The sequence below is a fragment of the Pedobacter suwonensis genome (genome assembly GCF_044762335.1).
GTDB lineage: Bacteria > Bacteroidota > Bacteroidia > Sphingobacteriales > Sphingobacteriaceae > Pedobacter.
In genome coordinates this window covers 65,511-85,213 of record NZ_JBIWEB010000013.1, presented here as the reverse complement: position 1 = coordinate 85,213, position 19,703 = coordinate 65,511, and the positions used below count along the sequence as shown (strand labels likewise).

General features: G+C 38.5%; 19 protein-coding genes. 12 read left to right on the top strand and 7 right to left on the bottom strand.

Annotation, left to right across the window (positions count from 1 at the left end; translation table 11 throughout):
* Positions 1–96 precede the first annotated feature (96 nt).
* The 4 genes from ACIQXP_RS18405 to hisS all read left to right on the top strand — a co-directional run bounded on the left by ACIQXP_RS18405 (position 97) and on the right by hisS (position 4,807).
* Positions 97–447, top strand: a complete 351-nt coding sequence (locus ACIQXP_RS18405; protein WP_145857810.1) for a translation initiation factor — start codon at positions 97–99, stop codon at positions 445–447.
* 563 nt (positions 448–1,010) lie between these two features.
* Positions 1,011–2,597, top strand: coding sequence for a sensor histidine kinase (locus ACIQXP_RS18400; protein ID WP_387506617.1), 1,587 nt, complete (start codon positions 1,011–1,013; stop codon positions 2,595–2,597).
* A gap of 1 nt (position 2,598) precedes the next feature.
* The gene (locus ACIQXP_RS18395; RefSeq protein ID WP_387506615.1) at positions 2,599–3,342 is read left to right on the top strand and encodes a LytR/AlgR family response regulator transcription factor; all 744 of its coding nucleotides are present in this window, start codon (positions 2,599–2,601) and stop codon (positions 3,340–3,342) included.
* A gap of 73 nt (positions 3,343–3,415) precedes the next feature.
* On the top strand, positions 3,416–4,807 hold the full coding sequence (gene hisS, locus ACIQXP_RS18390) for a histidine--tRNA ligase (RefSeq protein ID WP_387506612.1): 1,392 nt from the start codon (positions 3,416–3,418) through the stop codon (positions 4,805–4,807).
* A gap of 118 nt (positions 4,808–4,925) precedes the next feature.
* On the opposite strand, the gene ACIQXP_RS18385 is transcribed toward hisS, so the two are convergent.
* Complete coding sequence (locus tag ACIQXP_RS18385) at positions 4,926–5,657, bottom strand: class I SAM-dependent methyltransferase (protein WP_387506609.1); 732 nt, start codon at positions 5,655–5,657, stop codon at positions 4,926–4,928.
* A 194-nt stretch (positions 5,658–5,851) separates the two neighbouring features.
* Between ACIQXP_RS18385 and ACIQXP_RS18380 the strand changes: the two genes are divergently transcribed.
* The 5 genes from ACIQXP_RS18380 to ACIQXP_RS18360 all read left to right on the top strand — a co-directional run bounded on the left by ACIQXP_RS18380 (position 5,852) and on the right by ACIQXP_RS18360 (position 11,802).
* Positions 5,852–7,150, top strand: a complete 1,299-nt coding sequence (locus ACIQXP_RS18380; protein WP_293742693.1) for an MFS transporter — start codon at positions 5,852–5,854, stop codon at positions 7,148–7,150.
* Positions 7,151–7,432: 282 nt separating this feature from the next.
* Positions 7,433–8,713 carry a replication-associated recombination protein A gene (locus tag ACIQXP_RS18375; protein ID WP_387506606.1) on the top strand — a complete coding sequence of 427 codons (1,281 nt, stop codon included), beginning with the start codon at positions 7,433–7,435 and terminating at the stop codon, positions 8,711–8,713.
* Between the two features lie 66 nt (positions 8,714–8,779).
* Complete coding sequence (locus ACIQXP_RS18370) at positions 8,780–10,252, top strand: DUF5687 family protein (protein ID WP_387506605.1); 1,473 nt, start codon at positions 8,780–8,782, stop codon at positions 10,250–10,252.
* A gap of 2 nt (positions 10,253–10,254) precedes the next feature.
* Positions 10,255–10,947, top strand: coding sequence for an ABC transporter ATP-binding protein (locus tag ACIQXP_RS18365; RefSeq protein WP_293742696.1), 693 nt, complete (start codon positions 10,255–10,257; stop codon positions 10,945–10,947).
* 177 nt (positions 10,948–11,124) lie between these two features.
* Complete coding sequence (locus tag ACIQXP_RS18360; RefSeq protein WP_293742697.1) at positions 11,125–11,802, top strand: YiaD family glycine zipper/OmpA-like lipoprotein; 678 nt, start codon at positions 11,125–11,127, stop codon at positions 11,800–11,802.
* Positions 11,803–12,297: 495 nt separating this feature from the next.
* Here ACIQXP_RS18360 and ACIQXP_RS18355 read toward each other — a convergent pair whose 3' ends face one another.
* Entirely contained in the window at positions 12,298–12,648 is a 351-nt protein-coding gene (locus ACIQXP_RS18355; RefSeq protein WP_145857791.1) for a hypothetical protein, read from the bottom strand.
* A 105-nt stretch (positions 12,649–12,753) separates the two neighbouring features.
* Here ACIQXP_RS18355 and ACIQXP_RS18350 point away from each other — a divergent pair, with 105 nt between their 5' ends.
* Genes ACIQXP_RS18350 through ACIQXP_RS18340 form a run of 3 tightly spaced genes read left to right on the top strand, consistent with a single transcriptional unit; the run spans position 12,754 to position 15,481 of the window.
* Positions 12,754–13,791 carry a Gfo/Idh/MocA family oxidoreductase gene (locus ACIQXP_RS18350; RefSeq protein WP_387506602.1) on the top strand — a complete coding sequence of 346 codons (1,038 nt, stop codon included), beginning with the start codon at positions 12,754–12,756 and terminating at the stop codon, positions 13,789–13,791.
* 8 nt (positions 13,792–13,799) lie between these two features.
* Positions 13,800–14,573, top strand: a complete 774-nt coding sequence (locus ACIQXP_RS18345) for a M90 family metallopeptidase (RefSeq protein WP_090983729.1) — start codon at positions 13,800–13,802, stop codon at positions 14,571–14,573.
* Positions 14,574–14,590: 17 nt separating this feature from the next.
* On the top strand, positions 14,591–15,481 hold the full coding sequence (locus ACIQXP_RS18340) for a DUF6263 family protein (protein WP_387506599.1): 891 nt from the start codon (positions 14,591–14,593) through the stop codon (positions 15,479–15,481).
* 48 nt (positions 15,482–15,529) lie between these two features.
* On the opposite strand, the gene ACIQXP_RS18335 is transcribed toward ACIQXP_RS18340, so the two are convergent.
* From ACIQXP_RS18335 to ACIQXP_RS18315, 5 genes are all read right to left on the bottom strand, one after another.
* Positions 15,530–16,516, bottom strand: coding sequence for an alpha/beta fold hydrolase (locus tag ACIQXP_RS18335; protein WP_387506596.1), 987 nt, complete (start codon positions 16,514–16,516; stop codon positions 15,530–15,532).
* Between the two features lie 121 nt (positions 16,517–16,637).
* Positions 16,638–17,480: a hypothetical protein gene (locus ACIQXP_RS18330; protein WP_293742702.1), complete on the bottom strand. Its 843-nt coding sequence runs from the start codon at positions 17,478–17,480 to the stop codon at positions 16,638–16,640.
* Between the two features lie 4 nt (positions 17,481–17,484).
* A complete protein-coding gene (locus tag ACIQXP_RS18325) occupies positions 17,485–17,859 on the bottom strand; it encodes a GntR family transcriptional regulator (protein ID WP_293742703.1) in 375 nt (124 codons plus the stop codon).
* Positions 17,860–17,877: 18 nt separating this feature from the next.
* A complete protein-coding gene (locus tag ACIQXP_RS18320; RefSeq protein ID WP_293742704.1) occupies positions 17,878–18,681 on the bottom strand; it encodes a hypothetical protein in 804 nt (267 codons plus the stop codon).
* Between the two features lie 3 nt (positions 18,682–18,684).
* Positions 18,685–19,563 (bottom strand): ABC transporter ATP-binding protein, encoded by an 879-nt coding sequence (locus ACIQXP_RS18315; protein WP_293742705.1) that lies wholly within the window; start codon positions 19,561–19,563, stop codon positions 18,685–18,687.
* Positions 19,564–19,703: the final 140 nt, after the last annotated feature.

Genomic DNA, 19,703 nt, shown 5'->3' with positions numbered 1-19,703 from the left:
AAGTTTGGAGCTTGGAGTTGCGAGTTAATTAACCGATTAAAACAATTAACCATCTATCATCATCCATTTTACATCTCCCATATTACAATTATAACCATGAAATCGAAGAAAAATAGTTTAAGCGACCTTGGTGGAATTATGTATTCTACCAATCCGGAGTTCGAATACGAAGAAGAAGTTGATGATACCGTTACTTTGCCAAACAATCAGCAGGATTTAAGGGTGATGCTGGATAAAAAGAACCGTGGAGGTAAGGCCGTAACGTTAATTACCGGTTTTCGAGGGCGTTCAGAAGATTTAGAGGTGTTGGGCAAAATGCTGAAGACCAAATGTGGTGTAGGCGGATCGGTTAAAGATGGCGAAATCATGATTCAGGGTGATGTTCGCGATAAGGTGATGGGTATTTTGCAAAAAGATGGTTATAAAGTGAAAAAGGCCGGGGGATAACAGAAAAAGCTGTCATCCTGAGGATAATTTATTGGATAAAATCGATATGATTGACAGTAATTAATCTTCATTTAAAAATTCCCTCGTGTTACTTTCATTTCGAGCGCAGTACAACGCAGTCGAGAACCCGAAGGCTCTGCGAAGCAAAATCTAACTAAATAGATCTCTCCACTTCCCGTAGCTCCGGTCACGATGACGACCACTCTATTGGAGTCTGTCAATGGTAGTGCAACGAAGGATCTTTTTTAGCTAGACATTGGATTCTTCGACTATGCTCAGAGGACGATGCTTTTAATCTTTTGTGTCATTCCCAACACTATTTCGAATCGTAATCTCTTATTGGAGTCTTTATCTTGCATTAAGATCCCCGCCTGCGCGGGAATGACGACCGTTCTTTTGAATCTTTTTATATGGATATTATGGTTTACAATTCTATCATTAAATGTGGCGCTCAGATTTAAATACTGGTTCAACAAACTCTTTTACTAGTTCATCCAGACTATATCCTGTTTTAATATTTCTTAAGCAGATTTTTTGCAAGATGTTTATGAAAAATTAAACGCATGAAAAAGATAATCTTTTCCCTTTCGCTAATACTACTGGCCATTGTAGCCCATGCACAGAAAAGTAAATATTTGGTTGATGAGTATGGTAATCCAATGCACTATTCAGTTGCGGCAAAATTTTCTAAATGCAATGTATTTCTTGTAGTAGATAGTGGTACGAAAAAAGTTACACCCTTTGAATATTTGAATTCTGCTTTAAACAATATTGTTTTATTGAATGGGGCAACATCAATTGAGCTTGAAAGTAGAATACAAAAGGATAGTCTAAGTTTTTATAGATATTCAATTATAGAAAATGACTCAATAATACTTAAAAAAGATGCTATTCCAATAAAAGTAAAATATAAGTGGGGCCGGGGCAGTATATTACCAAATTATGTTGCTGTTGATTTAGGTGTATTTAATATTGTAAATAAGAAAATTGAAATCCAAATTTTCAATATTGTTGGAAAAAAAAGAGTCAGTTCAGTAATCATATATAATAAATCGCTTGTAGCACCAAGATCACTATCCTTTGAATTATTACGTGGAAATTCATCCGAAAAAATTAAAGCCAACAGGCATCTAATTATTGATGAAAACCTAAAAGGCATGAGGATTTCCATGAAAAACACAGATTTTAATATTCTATATGCTGTAGATGTTGATCATATTGACACTCACTCGTCTGCTTTGCTCGAGCCTAAATGGAAATTGATTGAGGGTACTGATATGATAATTGGAGATGTTGATGTTGCAAACTTTGTTAAACCCGGCAAATACGTGGTTTCGGTATATCCAAAAACTAAAGCGTTTGGTTATTGGAAAAATAAGGCATTAACGCAAAGTCTTCGATTCATAGTAGAAAAACCAAAAGAAAGTTTCTTCACGTCAAAAGACTTTTTAAAGGGGGGGATTATAGGTGGTTTCTGCGGGCTCATATTGGTTTTAATTCTCAATAACCGTAAAAAAAGAGCTGCCAAAATAATTGCTCAGAAATTGCAGGAAAAAGAAATTGCCAAACTCCAGTTAGATTCTGTTCGTTCGCAGTTAAACCCACACTTTTTGTTTAATGCACTTGCTGGCATCCAAAACCTGATGAACAAAAATGAAATCGACAATGCCAACCGTTACCTTAGCAAATTTGCCCGATTAACGCGTAATGTTTTAGACCATAAGGAACTCATCAGCTTAACAGCAGAAAAAACGTTATTAGATGATTACCTGCAGATGGAGCAGTTACGTTTTGGCTGTCAGTATATTATCACTGCTTCGTCTGATCTGGATGTGGAGAATATCGAAATTCCGGCGATGCTTTTACAGCCTTTTGTAGAAAATGCGGTGAAACATGGCATTGCCGGAAAAGGGAATGACGGAAAGATTGAAATCAGTTTTATAAAACAAGAAACGGATTTGATATTAAGTGTAAAAGATAACGGCAATGGTTTCGATGTAGAAAAAGATTATGCCGGCTTGGGTTTGGCTTTGACCAAAAACAGAATATCTTTACTGAATTCGATTTACAAAGAAACCACCTTTTTGTTGGAGATGAAAGCAGATGCAAATGGAACTTTAATCCGGATCACAATTAATCAATGGTTATAAAATGCGGACAATTTTAGTAGATGATGAAGTCGCCAATTTAGAAAATCTAAAGATTTTACTGGATAAACACTGTCCCGATATCAAAGTGGTAGCCAGTGCATCCAATATTGACAATGCTTTTGCACAGGTTAACCTGCATCATCCTGATCTGCTTTTCCTGGATATCCAGATGGGTAAAACAACAGGTTTTGATCTGTTGAACCTGCTCAATGAGAAAACTTTTGAGGTTGTTTTTGTAACCGCTTACGATCATTATGGCATCCAGGCAGTAAAATTTGCGGCCCTTGATTATCTGCTTAAACCAGTTGATCCTGAAGAGCTGAAAGCTGCGGTAGAAAAGGCTGAAATCAGGTTCAGGAATAAAATAAATGGTGAGCAGCTTAATTTTTTGTTGAGCCAGATTAAAAAAAGTGAATCGAGCAGCCCGAAAATTGCCTTGCCTCAACAGCACGAAATCCGGTATGTTCCTGTTGATAATATTATCCGTTGCGTAGCCGATAATACCTATACTTTTTTCTTTTTAAGCAATGGTGATAAAATCCTGATCTCGAAACCACTGAAGGAGTATTCAGATCTACTAAAACCGCATGGCTTTGTACGGGCGCACCAAAGTCACCTGGTAAATCCAAAATTTGTTAAAAGCTGGTTAAAAGAAGATGGCGGAACGCTATTGATGAATAATGGCGATAAAATCCCGGTATCTAAACCGAACAGGGAAATGGTGAAAGAAGTATTGGGGAAATGATTTTTCAGACCTCGCAGGTTTTAAAAACCTGCGAGGTTTAGACATTACCTTACATTTTTGTACTTTTGCGGCTATGTCAGTTATTAAACCCTCATTAGCAAAAGGTACCCGCGATTTTTCTCCGGTTGAAATGGTTAAACGCAACTTTATTTATGATACCATTAAAACGGTTTTCAGGAAATATGGTTATGCCGAAATCCAGACACCAAGTTTCGAAAACCTGTCTACCCTGACTGGCAAATATGGCGATGAAGGGGATAAGCTGATTTTTAAAATTTTAAACAGCGGGGATTATCTTAAAGATCCGAAAAAAAAAGCGTTCGATTTTACTGAAGAAGATAATAGTAACAAGCTGATTCCTTTAATCTCCGAAAAAGCATTACGTTACGATTTAACTGTACCTTTTGCCCGTTATGTGGTGATGCACCAGCACGAAATTACCTTGCCTTTTAAACGCTTTCAGGTACAGCCGGTTTGGCGTGCCGATCGTCCCCAAAAAGGCAGGTACCGTGAGTTTTACCAGTGTGATGTGGATGTGGTAGGTTCTGAAAGTTTATTGAACGAAGCCGAATTTATTTTGATTTACAATGAGGCCTTAAGCAAATTGGGCTTGAAAGATTTCACCGTCAAGATTAATAACCGTAAAATTTTATCAGGTATTGCCGAAATTATCGGTAAGCCGGAATTGATCATTGATATGACGGTAGCCATCGATAAGCTGGATAAAATTGGCCTAGATGGTGTAAGTAAAGAATTGTTAGAACGGGGTTTTACAGAACAGGATTTGGAAAAACTCCGTCCGGTAATTTTGTTAGAAGGTTTTAATGAGGAGAAACTGGCCAGCCTGAAAGAAGTTTTAGCTGAATCTGAAACCGGTTTAAAAGGTATTGCAGAAATAGAACAGGTTTTTGACTATGTAGAGAGCCTTATTGCTTATGGTTTACCTTTAACTGCGAAATTAGAATTAGACATTACTTTAGCCCGTGGATTAAATTATTATACGGGTTGTATTTTCGAAGTTAAAACCAACGAAGTGGCCATGGGCAGCATTGGTGGCGGTGGCAGATATGATGATTTAACCGGTATGTTTGGCTTGAAAGGTTTAACCGGCGTAGGTGTTTCTTTTGGCGCAGACCGCATTTATGATGTACTGGAAGAACTGAACCTTTTCCCTGCCTCAGCAGAAGTGGGAACGAAAGTTTTGATCAGCAATTTCGATGAAGCAGCGGAGAAATATGCCTTGCCGATTGTTCAGCAGCTTAGAAATGCCGGAATTGCAGCAGAGTTATACCCAAGTTCAGCGAAGCTCAAAAAACAAATGGCTTATGCCGATGCCAAAAACATACCTTATGTTATTTTAGTTGGTGGAGATGAAATTTCCAGCGGAGAGCTGACCTTAAAAGATATGCAAAGCGGCGAACAGAAAAAACTGACAGTTTTAGGTATACTGGAGTTGTTGAAATAGAAGTTTAATTAACCACAGAGATCTCTGAGTTTTCACAGAGTAAACAGAGCAACTTTAGTCGCTTAAAAATTTACTCAGTGTGCTCTGTGCCTTTTCTCTGTTGACTCTGTGGTTAAATTTATCGCCCAACCCGCAATAAAATCGGGAAATGGACATCCTTTTCTGCATCATCCCCCCAGGCTTCTTTTAGTTCGGTAAACATGTACTCTAATGGATTGCGTTCGTTAGCTTTTTTATAATGTTGTAATGCAGACCAGGTATTCAAATAACCGATTAACTGTTTAAAATTCCAGGTAGTTTTGATCTGGAAATGCGGCGCAATAATTTCTTCGAAAGGAAATGGAATGGTTTTATAACCTTCTTCAATATAACGGCGTTCACTATCCCAGTATTTTCCCAAAATATCTTCATATAGCTTATGGACTGCTGCATCTACTTTTTTATCAATAACCATTAAACCATAACCTATTACCGCGAAAAGACCATCTGGCTTTAGTGTTCTTTTTACTTCCCCATAAAACGCTTCGAAATTAAACCAATGGATGGCCTGCGCCACCGTAATTAAATCGAAGCTATTATTCTCCACCGAGATTTGTTCTGCTGGTTCTACTTTATAAGTAATGTTGGGCAGCTTTAAAGCATTTTTTAACTGATTTTCGCTAATGTCTGTGGCATAAACCGCATCAAAGTGCTGTGCCAGTACCCGTGCAACCTGGCCATTTCCTGTAGCACAATCCCATGCCGTTTCCTTATTTTTTACCATGTCGAACAAATAATCATATAACGCTTGTGGATAAGTGGGCCGGTAAATGGCATAATCGGCAGATTGGGTTGAAAAATTATCTTTCATTGTTATTATGATTCAATTTTGAACGATGAAGGAGTGAAAGGGTAAGGGCGGATATGACTTCGCACTTTCTTTATAAAATTATTATATTTTTGATAAACAAGTGTTATTAATTTAAGTTTCATATTCGGCAATTACTCATTCAAAATTCTCTCAATCAATCATTTTATTGCTCATTCATTCAATAATTCTACACCATGGAAAAAACAGTACAAAAAGACGAAATTAAGGATGTAGAATACCGGTTAAAATCTATATTTGGTGGTTCGGTAGGGAACCTGGTTGAATGGTACGACTGGTATACCTACTCTGCTTTTGCATTATATTTTTCTCCTGCCTTTTTCCCGAACAGCAATCCCACGGCACAATTGTTAAACACGGCTGGAATTTTCGCGGTAGGGTTTTTAATGCGCCCTATTGGTGGCTGGTTATTTGGAAGTATTGCCGATAAACTGGGCAGAAAACGTTCCATGACACTTTCTGTGCTGATTATGGCTATAGGGTCTTTAATTATCGGTTTAACTCCTGGCTACAAAAGGATCGGCATCGCTGCTCCGTTATTGCTTGTTTTTGCCAGATTGATTCAGGGTTTGAGTACCGGAGGCGAATATGGAACTTCCGCTACCTATCTGAGCGAAATGGCCACCAAAAAACACCGTGGATTTTATTCAAGCTTTCAATATGTAACGTTAATTGGCGGACAGTTGCTGGCTTTAGGCATCCAGCTGATCCTGCAGAACTGGTTGCTTAGTCCTGAAGAATTACATGCATGGGGTTGGCGGATTCCCTTTTTTATAGGTGCTGTCCTCTCGTTTTTTGCACTGTATCTGCGGAGGCATATTGATGAAACGGCTGCTTTTAAAAGTAAGAATACCGGAGGCAAAAAAGGCGGAATGGCTGCGCTGTTAAAGTATCCGAAAGAGGTTTTTACCGTAGTGGGCCTAACATTGGGCGGAACCATCGCTTTTTATACCTTTAGTACCTATATGCAAAAGTTTCTCGTGAACACGGTTCACCTGAGTAAAGAAACTTCTACAACTTTATCCTTTGTTTCGTTGTTTGTTTTTGCCATTATGCAGCCTTTATTCGGCTTGCTGTCTGATAAAATCGGGAGAAAGCCGCTCTTAATCGGGTTTGGGATATTGGGTACCTTATTTACCTATCCTATATTAACGGGCTTAGCCGGCGAGACCAACACGACCATCATCTTTTTATTGATGATTGGAGCATTAATTATCGTCAGCGGGTATACGAGTATTAATGCGGTAGTGAAAGCTGAATTATTCCCCGCTGAAATCAGGGCTTTGGGTGTGGGTTTACCTTATGCTTTAACCGTTGCTGTTTTCGGTGGAACGGCAGAATATTTTGCACTTTGGTTTAAAAATATCGGTCACGAAAATTATTTTTATTGGTATGTAACCGGATGTATTTTAATCTCGCTGATTTTATACGCTACGATGAAAGATACCAAGCATCACTCCAGGATAGAGGATTAGACTTTAGCTCTTTTTGATATGCGATCGTCACCCTGATATTTATCTCAAATGGTCCTCATTTGTAATGAGGATTATTGAGATTTTGCATTTATAATGCAGATAAATAAAACTTGGCGATACAATCGCCGCTCTCTATTGTCCGCGTTACAAACGCGGAAGAAACACTTTTACTGATAAGTTACCTCTTTATTAATCTATGACTCTGTAGCAAACTTATGCCGCTCCTGTTTGGTTGGTAAATTATCGGCAAACAAAATATTCAATTTTTATATATTTACCATTATGCAAAACCTACCTCCTTTAGCCGAACGTATGCGTCCTCAAAACCTCAATGAATATGTTGGCCAGCGGCATTTGGTAGGAGAGGGGGCAGTATTGCGCAAAGCGATTGAAAGTGGTCAGCTGCCATCCATGATTTTCTGGGGGCCGCCCGGAGTTGGTAAAACCACATTGGCCTATATTATTTCGCAAGCTTTAGACCGGCCTTTTTTTAATTTGAGTGCCATAAACAGCGGCGTGAAAGATATTCGTGAGGTGATTGACCGTGCCGCACAGTTAAAAGATAGCTTTTTGGGTTTGCCTATTTTGTTTATTGATGAGATTCACCGTTTCAGTAAGTCGCAGCAAGATAGTTTGTTGGGAGCTGTAGAGCGGGGCCTAGTTACTTTGATTGGCGCTACGACAGAAAATCCATCTTTCGAAGTTATTTCCGCTTTACTTTCCCGTTGTCAGGTTTACATTTTGAAATCACTTACTGAAGAGGAATTGGTGGGCTTATTGCAAACAGCCATTAAAAAAGATACTGTTCTTGTAGAGAAGAAAATTTCGATTAAAGCACATGAGGCTTTAATCCGTTTATCAGGTGGTGATGCAAGGAAATTATTAAACGTACTCGAAATTGCCATCAATGGTATAGGCGGTGATAAAATTGTGCTCACCAATGAGAATGTTCTGGCTCATGCGCAACAGAACCTGGCACTTTATGATAAAGCCGGAGAACAGCATTACGATATCATTTCGGCATTCATTAAATCAATCCGTGGCAGCGATCCGAATGCGGCAGTTTATTGGTTGGCCAGGATGATAGAAGGTGGAGAAGATCCATTGTTCATCGCCCGCAGGTTGTTGATTTTATCTTCAGAAGATATCGGCAATGCCAATCCAAATGCACTGTTATTGGCGAATAATTGTTTCACGGCTGTCAATGTAATCGGCTATCCGGAGGCACGGATTATTTTATCGCAATGTGTAACCTATCTGGCCAGTTCGCCAAAAAGTAATGCGGCTTACGAAGCCATTAACAAGGCACAAGCTTTGGTTAAGCAAACGGGTAATCTGCCTGTGCCGTTACACATCCGCAATGCACCTACCAAACTGATGAAAAATATCGGCTATGGTAAAGATTACCAATATTCGCATGGATATGAAGGTAATTTTTCGCCACAGGAATACTTTCCTGAAGAATTAAGCGGCACAAAACTCTACGATCCGGGTAAAAACCCCGCAGAAGATAAACTGCGCGAAAAGCTTAGGCAAAACTGGAGAGACAAATACAGATATTAGTGTAACATTTTGTACCTAATGTATACTAATAGATAAACTGACTAAAATCAAACACCTAAACTAAATATGCTGAGTACTTTTTTAAGCCATCAAAGAAAATCTTTCTGGCGTTCGCGGAACCGGGGCAGTAGTATTGCCGGCCAGATTGTTTTGGGTTTCTTTATGTTGTACTTTTTTACGCTGGCCCTGGGAGCCGGACTAGGTATGTCTCATTTATTGACCTACTTTTTTCCAAATCAGGATGTAGTTAAAAGTTTCAACGGCATCATTCTTTATTATTTCGCATTCGATTTTATCATGCGTCTGCAGTTTCAGGAGCTCCCGACCTTAAGCATCATCCCTTATTTGCATTTAAGGATTTCCAGAAGCCAGATCATTAGGTTTTTAAATGTAAAAGCATTGTTTTCAGCATTTAACCTTTGGCCGTTTTTTATTTTTCTGCCCTTCTGTTTTATTAAAATAGCCCCCACACTAGGTGCCATTACCACCATTATGTATATGGTTTCGATATTTTCAATGATGGTTTTTAACAATTACCTGGTGTTATACATTAAGCGAAAATCCATTACCAATACACTTTATACCTTTATCGGATTAGTGATCATTGCAGCATTTGCCGCTTTGGAATATTATAAGGTTATTTCAATTATGGCCGGCTCCGATTTTGTGTTCCGTGCCATTGCTGCCCATCCTTATTATGCGTTCGCATTTACCTTTGCGGCGATAGCTATATTTTATTTCAACTCCGGTTTCCTGCGTAAAAACCTTTACGTGGAAGAGTTAAGCAGTAAACAAGAGAAAAAGGGCAGTACCGATTATGCTTTCCTTAACCGCTTTGGAAAAGTTGGCGAGCTGGCTGCTTTAGAGTTAAAATTAATTCTCCGTCATAAACGTCCACGCTCTGCAGTAATTATGGGCTTTTTTTTTCTTTTTTATGGATTTATTTTTTATAAGGAAAAAGCGATAAATAGCGATGCTTTTGGCCAGATGATGTTTGGCGCCATATTTATGACCGGTATTTCGATCATTATTTATGGGCAGTTTATGTTTGCCTGGCAAAGCGCCCAATTTGATGGTATATTGGCCAATAAAATCAATTTTAGAGATTATATAAAGGCCAAATTTTTGCTTTTCACTATTGGTTGTACCATTATTACGGTGTTGGCAAGTTTTTATGGGTTTTTGAGCCCAAAATTATTGCTGCTGCATTTGGCTGCCTATTTTTATAACATCGGGTTTGGAACAGTGGTAGTGCTTTACCTGGCTACCTTAAATTATAAAAGATTAGATATTACCAAAGCCGCAAGTTTTAACTACCAGGGAACCGGTGCTACGCAATGGCTTTTAATGTTCCCTTACGCACTTACCCCCATTATCATGTACGTTCCATTTGGCATATTAAATAAACCTTACTGGGGATTGGCCGTGGTGGGTGTATTTGGTTTAGCCATGCTCTTGTTAAGAGGCTTTTGGGTAAATTACATTGCAAAACGACTTGAAAAACAACGATATAAAATAGCCGAAGGCTTTAGAGAATAATTATGATTTTAGAAGTTAAGAAATTACAAAAAGTTTATGGCGATAAAACCGTTGTAAACATCGAAGATCTGCAGATTGCGGCCGGCGAAACCGTTGGTTTAGTAGGGAATAACGGTGCTGGTAAAACTACTTTCTTTAGGATGCTTTTAGATCTTATCCGCCCAACTTCAGGCGAGGTTTTATCCAAAGGCGAAAATGTAATGCAAAACGATAACTGGAAAAATTATACCGCATCTTTTTTGGATGAAGGTTTCCTGATCGATTATTTGACACCTGAAGAGTATTTTATTTTTATCGGAAGTTTACACAATTTAAGTGTTGCCGATGTTTCTGCATACCTTAACCAATATAGTGAGTTTTTTAATGGTGAAATCCTGAACAGTGGTAAGTACATCCGTGATTTCAGTAAGGGAAACCAGGTAAAAGTAGGTATTGCTGCTGCCTTGATGCAAAAGCCCGAAATATTGATTTTGGATGAACCTTTTGCCAACCTTGATCCAACCACCCAAATTCGTTTGAAGAACTTGTTAAAGGCACAGGCGGGTAACATGACAACCTTTATCTCTAGTCACGATTTAAATCACGTTACCGATGTCTGTAATCGCATCGTGTTGGTAGAAAAAGGGCAGGTAATTAAAGATTTTAAAACAGACGAAAACACGTTAAAAGAGCTGGAGAGTTATTTCTCTGCTTAGTTTTGTACTAAGATTGATACAATGTATGCCAAGAGTCCTGATTTATCAGGACTCTTTTTTTGTGAAAAGAATTGCGGTTTATCAGGGGTAGTGGTAAAAATGTATTGAAAACCGGGCGTTATATATTTTTGGCATTGTGTTTGAATATATTGGTGGAAATTATAAATCTAGCATATCATGAGTATTTCAAAAGTAAGAATAGCCACATTAAGTATAGGATTAGCCGTAGGATCGATAGCATTCCAAAGTTGTGATAGTTTAACTAAAACACAAAAAGGTGCTGGTATTGGCGCAGCGGCCGGCGGTGTAGTTGGCGCATTAATCGGTAAAAAAGCTGGTAATACAGCAGTTGGTGCTTTAATCGGTGGGGCAATAGGTGGTACAGCCGGAGCTTTTATCGGTCGCAGAATGGACAGACAGGCTGCTGAAATTCAAAAAGCTATTCCTAATGCAGAGGTGATCCGTGAGGGGGAAGGTATCATCGTAAAATTTGATAGTGGTATTTTATTCGATTTTGATAAAACTGCTTTAAAAGACGCAGCGAAAACCAATATTCAGAGTTTAGCTTCTTCGTTAAACCAATACCCTGATACAGATATCAAAATTATTGGCCATACCGATAGCCGTGGTACCGAACAATATAACATGGGGCTTTCAGAGAGAAGAGCGGCTGCAGTTAAAGCTTATGCGGTTTCTCAAGGTGTTCCATCTTCACGATTAGTTACCATTGGTAAAGGTTTTTCTGAGCCAATTGCAGATAACAGCACTGATGCAGGCCGTGCAGCTAACCGTCGTGTAGAAATCGTAATTGTTGCAAATGATGCCTTAAAATCTACCGCACAAAAACAAGGTTAATATCAAAAATTCCCTCTACCTATGAGGTCAATATATATTCACCCCAGTGTACAACCACTGGGGTTTTTTCATTTAGGGACGCTTATCTCAGGTTACCTAGGCGATGTCTGATGTTGCCATCTAACTAAGTAGATCTGTGTCATGTAGAAATATCTGACACCACGGATAAGTTTTCTAGCACACCCTGCAACCCTAAATAGTTGTACGAACAAATGTTCTTAAACGGGATTAAAGCGGCATCCTCTGATCTGATTTTACATCAGCATCGGAGATATAGCGAGCCCGACTGACATTAAAAAATGCAGATGGCCTTGCTTTCCAAGTTTTTAATAAGCTTGTTCCGGATGGTAAAATCCAGCACCACGATGCATGCTGCGCAGTCTGATGTTAGCTTTTGGTTGAGTAAAACAGTGTCAGATAGAAATATCTGACACCACGGAGTTCCAAGTTTTTAATAAGCTTGTTCCGGATGGGAACATCCAACACCACTATAAATTAATCTGCAGGATAAATATCCTCAAAATAACTTACGATCAAGGATTTCATCAACATTTCCTGCTCCAGCATGGTGTAGGGCGGAATGGCTTTAATTAATTTCCAGTGTGGCCAGCCATCCTGGTCTAAGCCCTCGAGTTCATAAAATCCCATTTCGCTTAGTAAACGACAGGTGGCAATATGCATCAGTTCTTCTTTCTGGCGCTTACTGTATTTCTTCGGGCCTTTGCCCAGTTCCTGAACGCCGATTAGAAAAAGCATCACCTTTAAATCAGGAAAATCTGATTCAAATTCAGTTGAAATTCTTTCCTGTAAAACTTTCCACTTGGCATTAATCTCCGATGGCTTCATAAGCGCAAAGATAGTGCAAAAACGTGTAAGCCTTAAGTAAAACGTTTAGGCTTTTTAACACGGGGGCTTGAATGGTAACGGTATTTTTGGTTACATTTATAACCTATGGATACAAATAGCAACAAAACAATTAGTGCGGGTTTATTAGCTTATGGCATGTCGGGTAAAGTGTTTCATGCCCCTTTTTTGCAGGCACACAGCGGCTTTACCTTAAGGGCTGTAGTAGAACGCAGCCATAAAAACGCAGTAAATGAATATCCGGCTATTATAAGCTACAATAGTGTTGAGGAACTATTAAATGATGACGAAATAGAACTGGTGGTAGTTAATACCCCAAACAATCTTCATTACGAACATTCAAAAGCAGCTTTAACTAAACACAAACATATTTTGGTGGAGAAGCCTTTCACTGCAACAACGGCACAGGCACAGGAACTTTTCGAGCTGGCTGATAGCGTAGGCAAACAGATATTCTTTTACCAGAACCGCCGCTGGGACAGCGATTTTACATCCGTACGTAAGGTGATAGAAAGTGGTAAGCTGGGTAAGCTGGTCGAAATGCATTTACGTTACGATCGTTACCGCAACGTAATCGGGCCAAAGAAATTTAAAGAGAACCCCGTTGAGGCCAGCGGACTCCTATATGATTTAGGTCCTCATCTTTTAGATCAGGTAATCAGCCTGTTTGGCAAACCTTTAAATTACCATAAAATTTTGGGTAAAAACAGGGAAGGTACTTTGGTAGATGATTACTTTTCAATTCAGCTGACTTACCCTGATAGCCAGCATGTTTTTGTTACTTCGAGCATGTTGGTGGTAAACCCACAGCCAGGATTTGTTTTACATGGCGTAAACGGCAGCTTCATTAAACAAAGAACCGATATTCAGGAAGAACAGTTGCTGGCAGGCATGAAATTAACTGATCCGGGTTATGGTATTGAGCCTGCAAATAAAGATGGTTTATTAACGACCATTGATACTGATGGAAAGAAAACCGAGGAGAACATTCCATCGGAGGTAGGGAGTTATCTACCACTTTTCGAAGCCATTTATCAGGGTATAATCAATAATAAACGCTACCCGGTAACAAGAGCGGACGTTTTAACGCAAATTGAAATTATAGAAAGTCCGGCAACAGCATAATCCTGATCATGAATTCTCTCCCTTTTATATACCTGATTCCAATTTTTCTGATTGCCCTGTATTTAATCCTGAAGAAAAAAAAGATAGCGGTAACGCCTCTAACCGATGTAGACAAGAAAATACTGGATGATTATGTGGGTTATTACCATAACCTTGATTCGACAGATAAACTTAGGTTTGAAGAAAAGGTAGCTACGTTTTTCAGTACGGTTAAAATCGAACCGGTTGGTCTAGAAATGACCACATTAGATGAATTGCTGATTGCTTCTAGTGCAGTAATCCCCATTTTTGGTTTTGACGATTGGCAATACAAAAACCTAACCAGCGTTTTGTTGTATCCGGATACGTTTAATAAGGATTTTCAGTTTGATAGTGGCGAAAGAAATATCATGGGCATGGTGGGTACAGGTTATATGAACGGACAGATGATTTTATCGCGTTCGGCATTGCGCCATGGTTTTTCTAAAAGTGCAGGCAAAGAAAATACTGCCATACACGAATTTGTACACCTTTTGGATAAATCTGATGGGGCAACAGATGGTGTTCCGGAAAATTTACTGGCACATGAGTACACTTTACCGTGGATTAAAATGATGCATGAGGAAATGGAAAAGATTGAAGATAATAAGTCAGATATTAATCCTTACGCCATCACCAACCAGGCAGAATTTTTTGCGGTGGTATCGGAATATTTCTTCGAAAAACCCGAGCAGCTAAAAGATAAACACCCTGAATTGTATTTTCAGTTAAGTCGCATTTTTGCCCAGCAACCTGCCGGATAGTTTGATCAATAAAAAAGATGAAAATAATATTCACTTTACTCTTCAGTTTAACTTCGCTCGTTGTATGCGCGCAAAAAACCTATGTGCTTAAGCAGAATTATCCGGTAGGTAACAGGTATGATTTTTCGTTTGTTTCAGATCAGATTATCAATCAAAAAATTACCGGGAAAAGCATTAATTCCACACAAACCATCGGCACAGATTACATTTTTGATATTACTGCGGGACATAATGGCGATAAAGATCTAAAGGTAACCTATAACAGGCTGTATATGAAGTCGAATGCAATGGGGAATGCCATGACATTAAGCTCTGATGATCAGGATAGCACAAAAAAGAATTCTTTTAGCGGTTTGAAAGGGGCGTCATTTTATATGACGATCAGCCCAATCGGTACTATTAAAACTGTTGCTGGCATCGATCAGATGTTGGATAATATGGCAATAAGGATGACTAACGATACCAGCCAGGTTAAGCAAATTAAAAATGCGCTGGGTAAACAGTTTAGCAATGAAATTGTGAAGCAAACGATGGAATCGTCATTTAAAATTTATCCTGATAAGGCAGTTAAAATAGGCGATAGCTGGACCGTTGACACTAAAATGCAAATGAGTATGCCTATTGAAACGATTACGCAATACACGCTGAAAGAAGTGAAAAACGGCATTGCCATCCTCAGCGTAAAAGGAACATTGGTTTCAAAAGGTAATTTTGAAGCAATGGGGAACAAAATGGAAACAGATTTACAAGGAACCAATTCCGGAGAGGCCTCTTTAGATATCAAAACCGGTATTGTGTTGAACAGCCACCTGCGTGTGGAATTGTATGGAAAGATGAAATCGATGGGTCAGGATATCGATTTTGAAATGCAGGGCATTAATAAAATTACCGGGAAAGAGATTAATTAATTTATTCAGACCTCGCAGGTTTCAAAAACCTGCGAGGTCTTTTAAAGACTATAAACTACCCGTTAGCGCCACCAAAAACTCCGTAGGAATCTCGATATGAGGGATATGCCCACAAGCATCAAACTCAATAATTTTAGCGCCGATAATTTTGGCTGCGGTTTGCTTCCCTAAAAACTTATATTGCCCGTGTAAAGCTTGTTGATCTGGTGTAAGTAAGCTTTTTCCCACAATGGTTTTGTCTTCCTTACCGATGAATAGAACAGTGGGCACTTTTAAATTCTGAAATTCATATACCACAGGTTGCTCATAAATCATCGTGTAAGTCAATGCAGCAACTTTAGCCCAGCGTGGATAATCTGAACTATTGGTAACTCCGCCGGCAATGCTGACCAAATATTCATATTCTGGTTTCCAGTAAGTAAAATAAGAACCCTGATAATATTTTCTAACACTTTCTGCTGTAGTTTTAAGCTCGGTTTGATATTGTTGTGCTGTGGTAATGTAGGGGATAAAAGTTTTATAATCCTCTAATCCGATCGGATTTTCAAGTAAAAGCTTTTCTGTTCTTTCAGGATACATTAGAGCGAAACGGGTAGCCAGCATACCGCCCATACTGTGGCCTAAAACTACGGTTTTTTGGACGCCCAGCTTATCTAAAAGCCTTTTGTTCCAGGTAGCCATTTGATGGAAACTGTAATGGATAAATGCTTTTGATGATTTACCAAAGCCAATCTGATCAGGAACAATTACCCGATAGCCGATATTAGTGAGGGCTTTGATGACGTTGGTCCAATAGTAGCCGCCAAAATTTTTTCCATGAAAAAGGATAGCTGTTTTGCCATTGGCATTTGAAGTGGGGGCAACATCCATATATGCCATTTTAATATCCTGTCCTTCGGTATTGATCGGGAAATATTTAACCGGATAGGGATATTTTACATTATCCAGTGTGATGGATAATGTATCTGTTTTTTGTGCTTTAAGCTGGCCAAAAACGAATAAAAAAATGGCAAATAAAAGGAAAAACTTCTTCACAGGTCTGGTTTTGATCTAAAAACTAAACTAATTGGCCCAAGTTAAACTTTTGCCAATTAGTTAGCTTAAAAATCATGTCTTTTTTACATGTGCTAAATAAAAAGTAGGGAGATCAGGATGATTACTTAAAAAGCTGTTTAAGCAGTGGCGTCGGGATTTGTAATGTGGTCGCGTCGGAAAAATTAGCTGAAAAACTTTTTAAACTGACATTCTGCAGTTTTACACTTGAAGTATCTGTTGTTTTAATATTCAGGAGATCGAATGAGAAAGGTTTTTGATTATTCTCATCCATATTTCCAATTTCAATTTCTGATTTATTAGCAGTAAGATTAAGCTCCTTAAAGCCATTGGTAAAGCCACTAAACTTAGCTTTGTTCAGGGTAAGATAAAGTTTTCCAATTTGGGTTGGAGTAACTTCCGTTGTTTTTCCTGTTGCATCAGTGTTGGTAATGGCTCCACTTAAAAATAGATCCTCTGCATGATCCACATTTAATGTTATAGAATCGGCATGGACACTAAACTCAAAAATACCCAAATTTGATGCTGAAACCTGGCTAATCTTCGGGCAATAAACCACTACTGGAATTTTTTCTGTCATTGTGCCTGATTCTGCATTAACGATAATTTGGAGCACCCCGTTTGCATCAACTTCAAATTTCAAACCGTTCTTAGCATTTTCCGGGATTTTAAGGCCATAATTATTTTCCTTTTTAACAAAAAGCTGTATACTAAAACCTTTAGCGTCTTTAATCTGTATGGCGTGAAACGGCGATTGCAATGGAATGGTTATTCTGCCTTTTGATTTCTGCTCAAAAGTTTCATTATTGATCACCTGTGTCCCTAAATACGAATCTTCGATCCCTCTATCTTTAAAATTTATCTTTGCGTTTATCGCTACCGCTATAATTGGTATAGCGATAAGAAGTATCGCTAAGCTTATCAATAATTTATTGCTTGTTTTCATGTCTTTAAGCGTTAAAATTTTCCTTTACAAATGTGTGATATTTTTGTTCCAGTTCATCAAATCCAATATTCAGTAAGTAGACATTTCTAAATACCACTGGAAGTTCATCTTCCATAAATATGGCTTTTCTATAGTTTTTTATTTGAGCTGTCGCGTCATCGGTGATGAAAAATCCGATGCCCCTTTTATTGTTAATGATGTTTTTGTTTTGTAACAATTCGTAGGTACGCATTACCGTGTTGGGGTTTACTTCCATTTCTACAGCCAGTTCCCTTACCGAAGGGACTTTCTTATCAGCCTTCCATTTTCCGAGCAAAATGTTTTCACAAACATATTCTGCTATTTGAAGGTATATCGCCTTATTATCTCTAAATTCCATATGAATACCTTTAAAACTTTAAACTTCTTTTTCTTTAAGACGCAGATAGGTAATCGTCCATACAATGATCGTTACGACGCTTGTTATCAGCAAAAGCAGGAGTAAGACCCAGTCTTTTTCGTGGTTTTGTCCAATATGGTGGTAAGGTACTTTGTCCTTCATAATCCACATCGAAAATTTGACTACCATATAGACAGTAAGACCGATAAATATCATCACAGAAAGCGCGGTTTTAATGTAATGAAAGCGGTTAAAGTAGATTGATCCCAGTAAAAATATACTGGTGATCAGGAAAGGAAAGGCGAAAAAGTAGCCACAATATTTTCGATAGCCTTCATCAGTAAATACCTCGTAGGTAATAGATTCCACTTTCCTAATGTCTTGATGGTTAAAAGCATTGAGATGGCCATTTAGGTATTTTACGAAGGTAAGGTCTGTCAGATAAAAGATTAATAGATAGCTAAACAGACTTATTAGTGCCGTATAAATTACCCCCGCCAGAAATTTTTCAAATACCGATGCGGGCGTCATTAGCTCTAAAATGGCCCTTGATTTATGTGCTAGAATATTGAAATAGCTGCTAGCCACTATACTGATAAACACAAATCCCAAAATCAGGAAAAGTGGATAACGGAAACGCATATCAAGGTTTCCGTTATAGTCAAAATTACTTTCTTTAAATGGCGAAGGTATATTGTAACTATAAAATCCTACTACAATTCCCAACAGTACCACCAGACTGATTAGGTAAATTTTTCCAAATTCCAGCCATTGTCTTTTAAGCAATAAGCCAAATCGATTCATATTAAAAGTGTTGTTCATCGCTTAACTGAATAAAGGTTTAAATTTGATTTTTTCTGCGAGTATGGCATTAAAAAGTAGCTCCATATCTAATTTGCTTTCTTCCTGGTGGTAATTTGGCATCACGGCATTGTAACCAGAGAGGGATGGCTCAGCATAAAAGATGCTGTCATCAACCTCCTTTACTTTTTTAAAGGTCAGTTTTTCAGTAATTTCTTCTACTGTGGCTTTAAGGGCGATATCGTTTTCATCCAGCATGATCACTGTGTCGATCAGGTTATCCAAGTCTCTAACCTGGTGGGTAGATATGATGATGCAACGCTCATCCGTCATGGCTGATGCCATAATTTTCCTGAACTGCGCCTTTGATGGAATATCCAGGCCATTGGTAGGCTCATCCATAATCACCAGTTTGGCCTGTGTAGCCAATCCAAAAGCAATAATTACTTTTTTCTTTTGGCCGTAACTCATATGGATGAGTTTCTGTTCAACCGGAATATCAAATTCTTTGATCAGATCATTGAAATAACCATGATCGAAGTTTTTGTAGAAAGGAGCGTTGGCTTTTAGGTAGGTACCAATTTTTACCGAAGGCAGGTAAAATTCTTCTGGTATAAAACAGATCTGTTCCAATAGTGCGGGCTGCCTTTTTGCCGGATCGTAACCCATCACATCCAGGGTGCCACCCTGTGCGTATACCAAACCTGCAAGATTTTTTAATAAAGTTGATTTGCCGGCGCCATTTTTACCCAGCAAACCATAAATATGGCCATTGCTTAACCGCATGCTCATATTTTTAAATAATGGCTTATGCTTATTATAGCCAAAATTAAGATTGTTAATATTGATCATATCTACTGTATTAGTTAAATAATACACTAAATTATCATCTTGTTTTGTCATCTCCAAATTTTTGGAGAAAAAGTTTAACGCTGAGCGAACGGCGTGGACGTTTTAGTCGTAAGTTCCACGGCTCCGCTTATCACCTTTCCCTTGGGCTCCGCCATTGAAAGGTAAAATATTAGTTTAATCATTGAGGCAAT

Bases quoted from the DNA above. Each gene is read 5' to 3' on its own strand.
- ACIQXP_RS18340 (WP_387506599.1), top strand. From the start codon at position 14,591: ATGAAAATAATATTCACTTTACTCTTCAGTTTAACTTCGCTCGTTGTA.
- ACIQXP_RS18345 (WP_090983729.1), top strand. From the start codon at position 13,800: ATGAATTCTCTCCCTTTTATATACCTGATTCCAATTTTTCTGATTGCC.
- ACIQXP_RS18350 (WP_387506602.1), top strand. From the start codon at position 12,754: ATGGATACAAATAGCAACAAAACAATTAGTGCGGGTTTATTAGCTTAT.
- ACIQXP_RS18370 (WP_387506605.1), top strand. From the start codon at position 8,780: ATGCTGAGTACTTTTTTAAGCCATCAAAGAAAATCTTTCTGGCGTTCG.
- ACIQXP_RS18405 (WP_145857810.1), top strand. From the start codon at position 97: ATGAAATCGAAGAAAAATAGTTTAAGCGACCTTGGTGGAATTATGTAT.
- hisS (WP_387506612.1), top strand. From the start codon at position 3,416: ATGTCAGTTATTAAACCCTCATTAGCAAAAGGTACCCGCGATTTTTCT.
- ACIQXP_RS18380 (WP_293742693.1), top strand. From the start codon at position 5,852: ATGGAAAAAACAGTACAAAAAGACGAAATTAAGGATGTAGAATACCGG.
- ACIQXP_RS18400 (WP_387506617.1), top strand. From the start codon at position 1,011: ATGAAAAAGATAATCTTTTCCCTTTCGCTAATACTACTGGCCATTGTA.
- ACIQXP_RS18320 (WP_293742704.1), bottom strand. From the start codon at position 18,681: ATGAACAACACTTTTAATATGAATCGATTTGGCTTATTGCTTAAAAGA.
- ACIQXP_RS18330 (WP_293742702.1), bottom strand. From the start codon at position 17,480: ATGAAAACAAGCAATAAATTATTGATAAGCTTAGCGATACTTCTTATC.
- ACIQXP_RS18355 (WP_145857791.1), bottom strand. From the start codon at position 12,648: ATGAAGCCATCGGAGATTAATGCCAAGTGGAAAGTTTTACAGGAAAGA.
- ACIQXP_RS18360 (WP_293742697.1), top strand. From the start codon at position 11,125: ATGAGTATTTCAAAAGTAAGAATAGCCACATTAAGTATAGGATTAGCC.
- ACIQXP_RS18395 (WP_387506615.1), top strand. From the start codon at position 2,599: ATGCGGACAATTTTAGTAGATGATGAAGTCGCCAATTTAGAAAATCTA.
- ACIQXP_RS18375 (WP_387506606.1), top strand. From the start codon at position 7,433: ATGCAAAACCTACCTCCTTTAGCCGAACGTATGCGTCCTCAAAACCTC.
- ACIQXP_RS18365 (WP_293742696.1), top strand. From the start codon at position 10,255: ATGATTTTAGAAGTTAAGAAATTACAAAAAGTTTATGGCGATAAAACC.
- ACIQXP_RS18325 (WP_293742703.1), bottom strand. From the start codon at position 17,859: ATGGAATTTAGAGATAATAAGGCGATATACCTTCAAATAGCAGAATAT.
- ACIQXP_RS18385 (WP_387506609.1), bottom strand. From the start codon at position 5,657: ATGAAAGATAATTTTTCAACCCAATCTGCCGATTATGCCATTTACCGG.
- ACIQXP_RS18315 (WP_293742705.1), bottom strand. From the start codon at position 19,563: ATGACAAAACAAGATGATAATTTAGTGTATTATTTAACTAATACAGTA.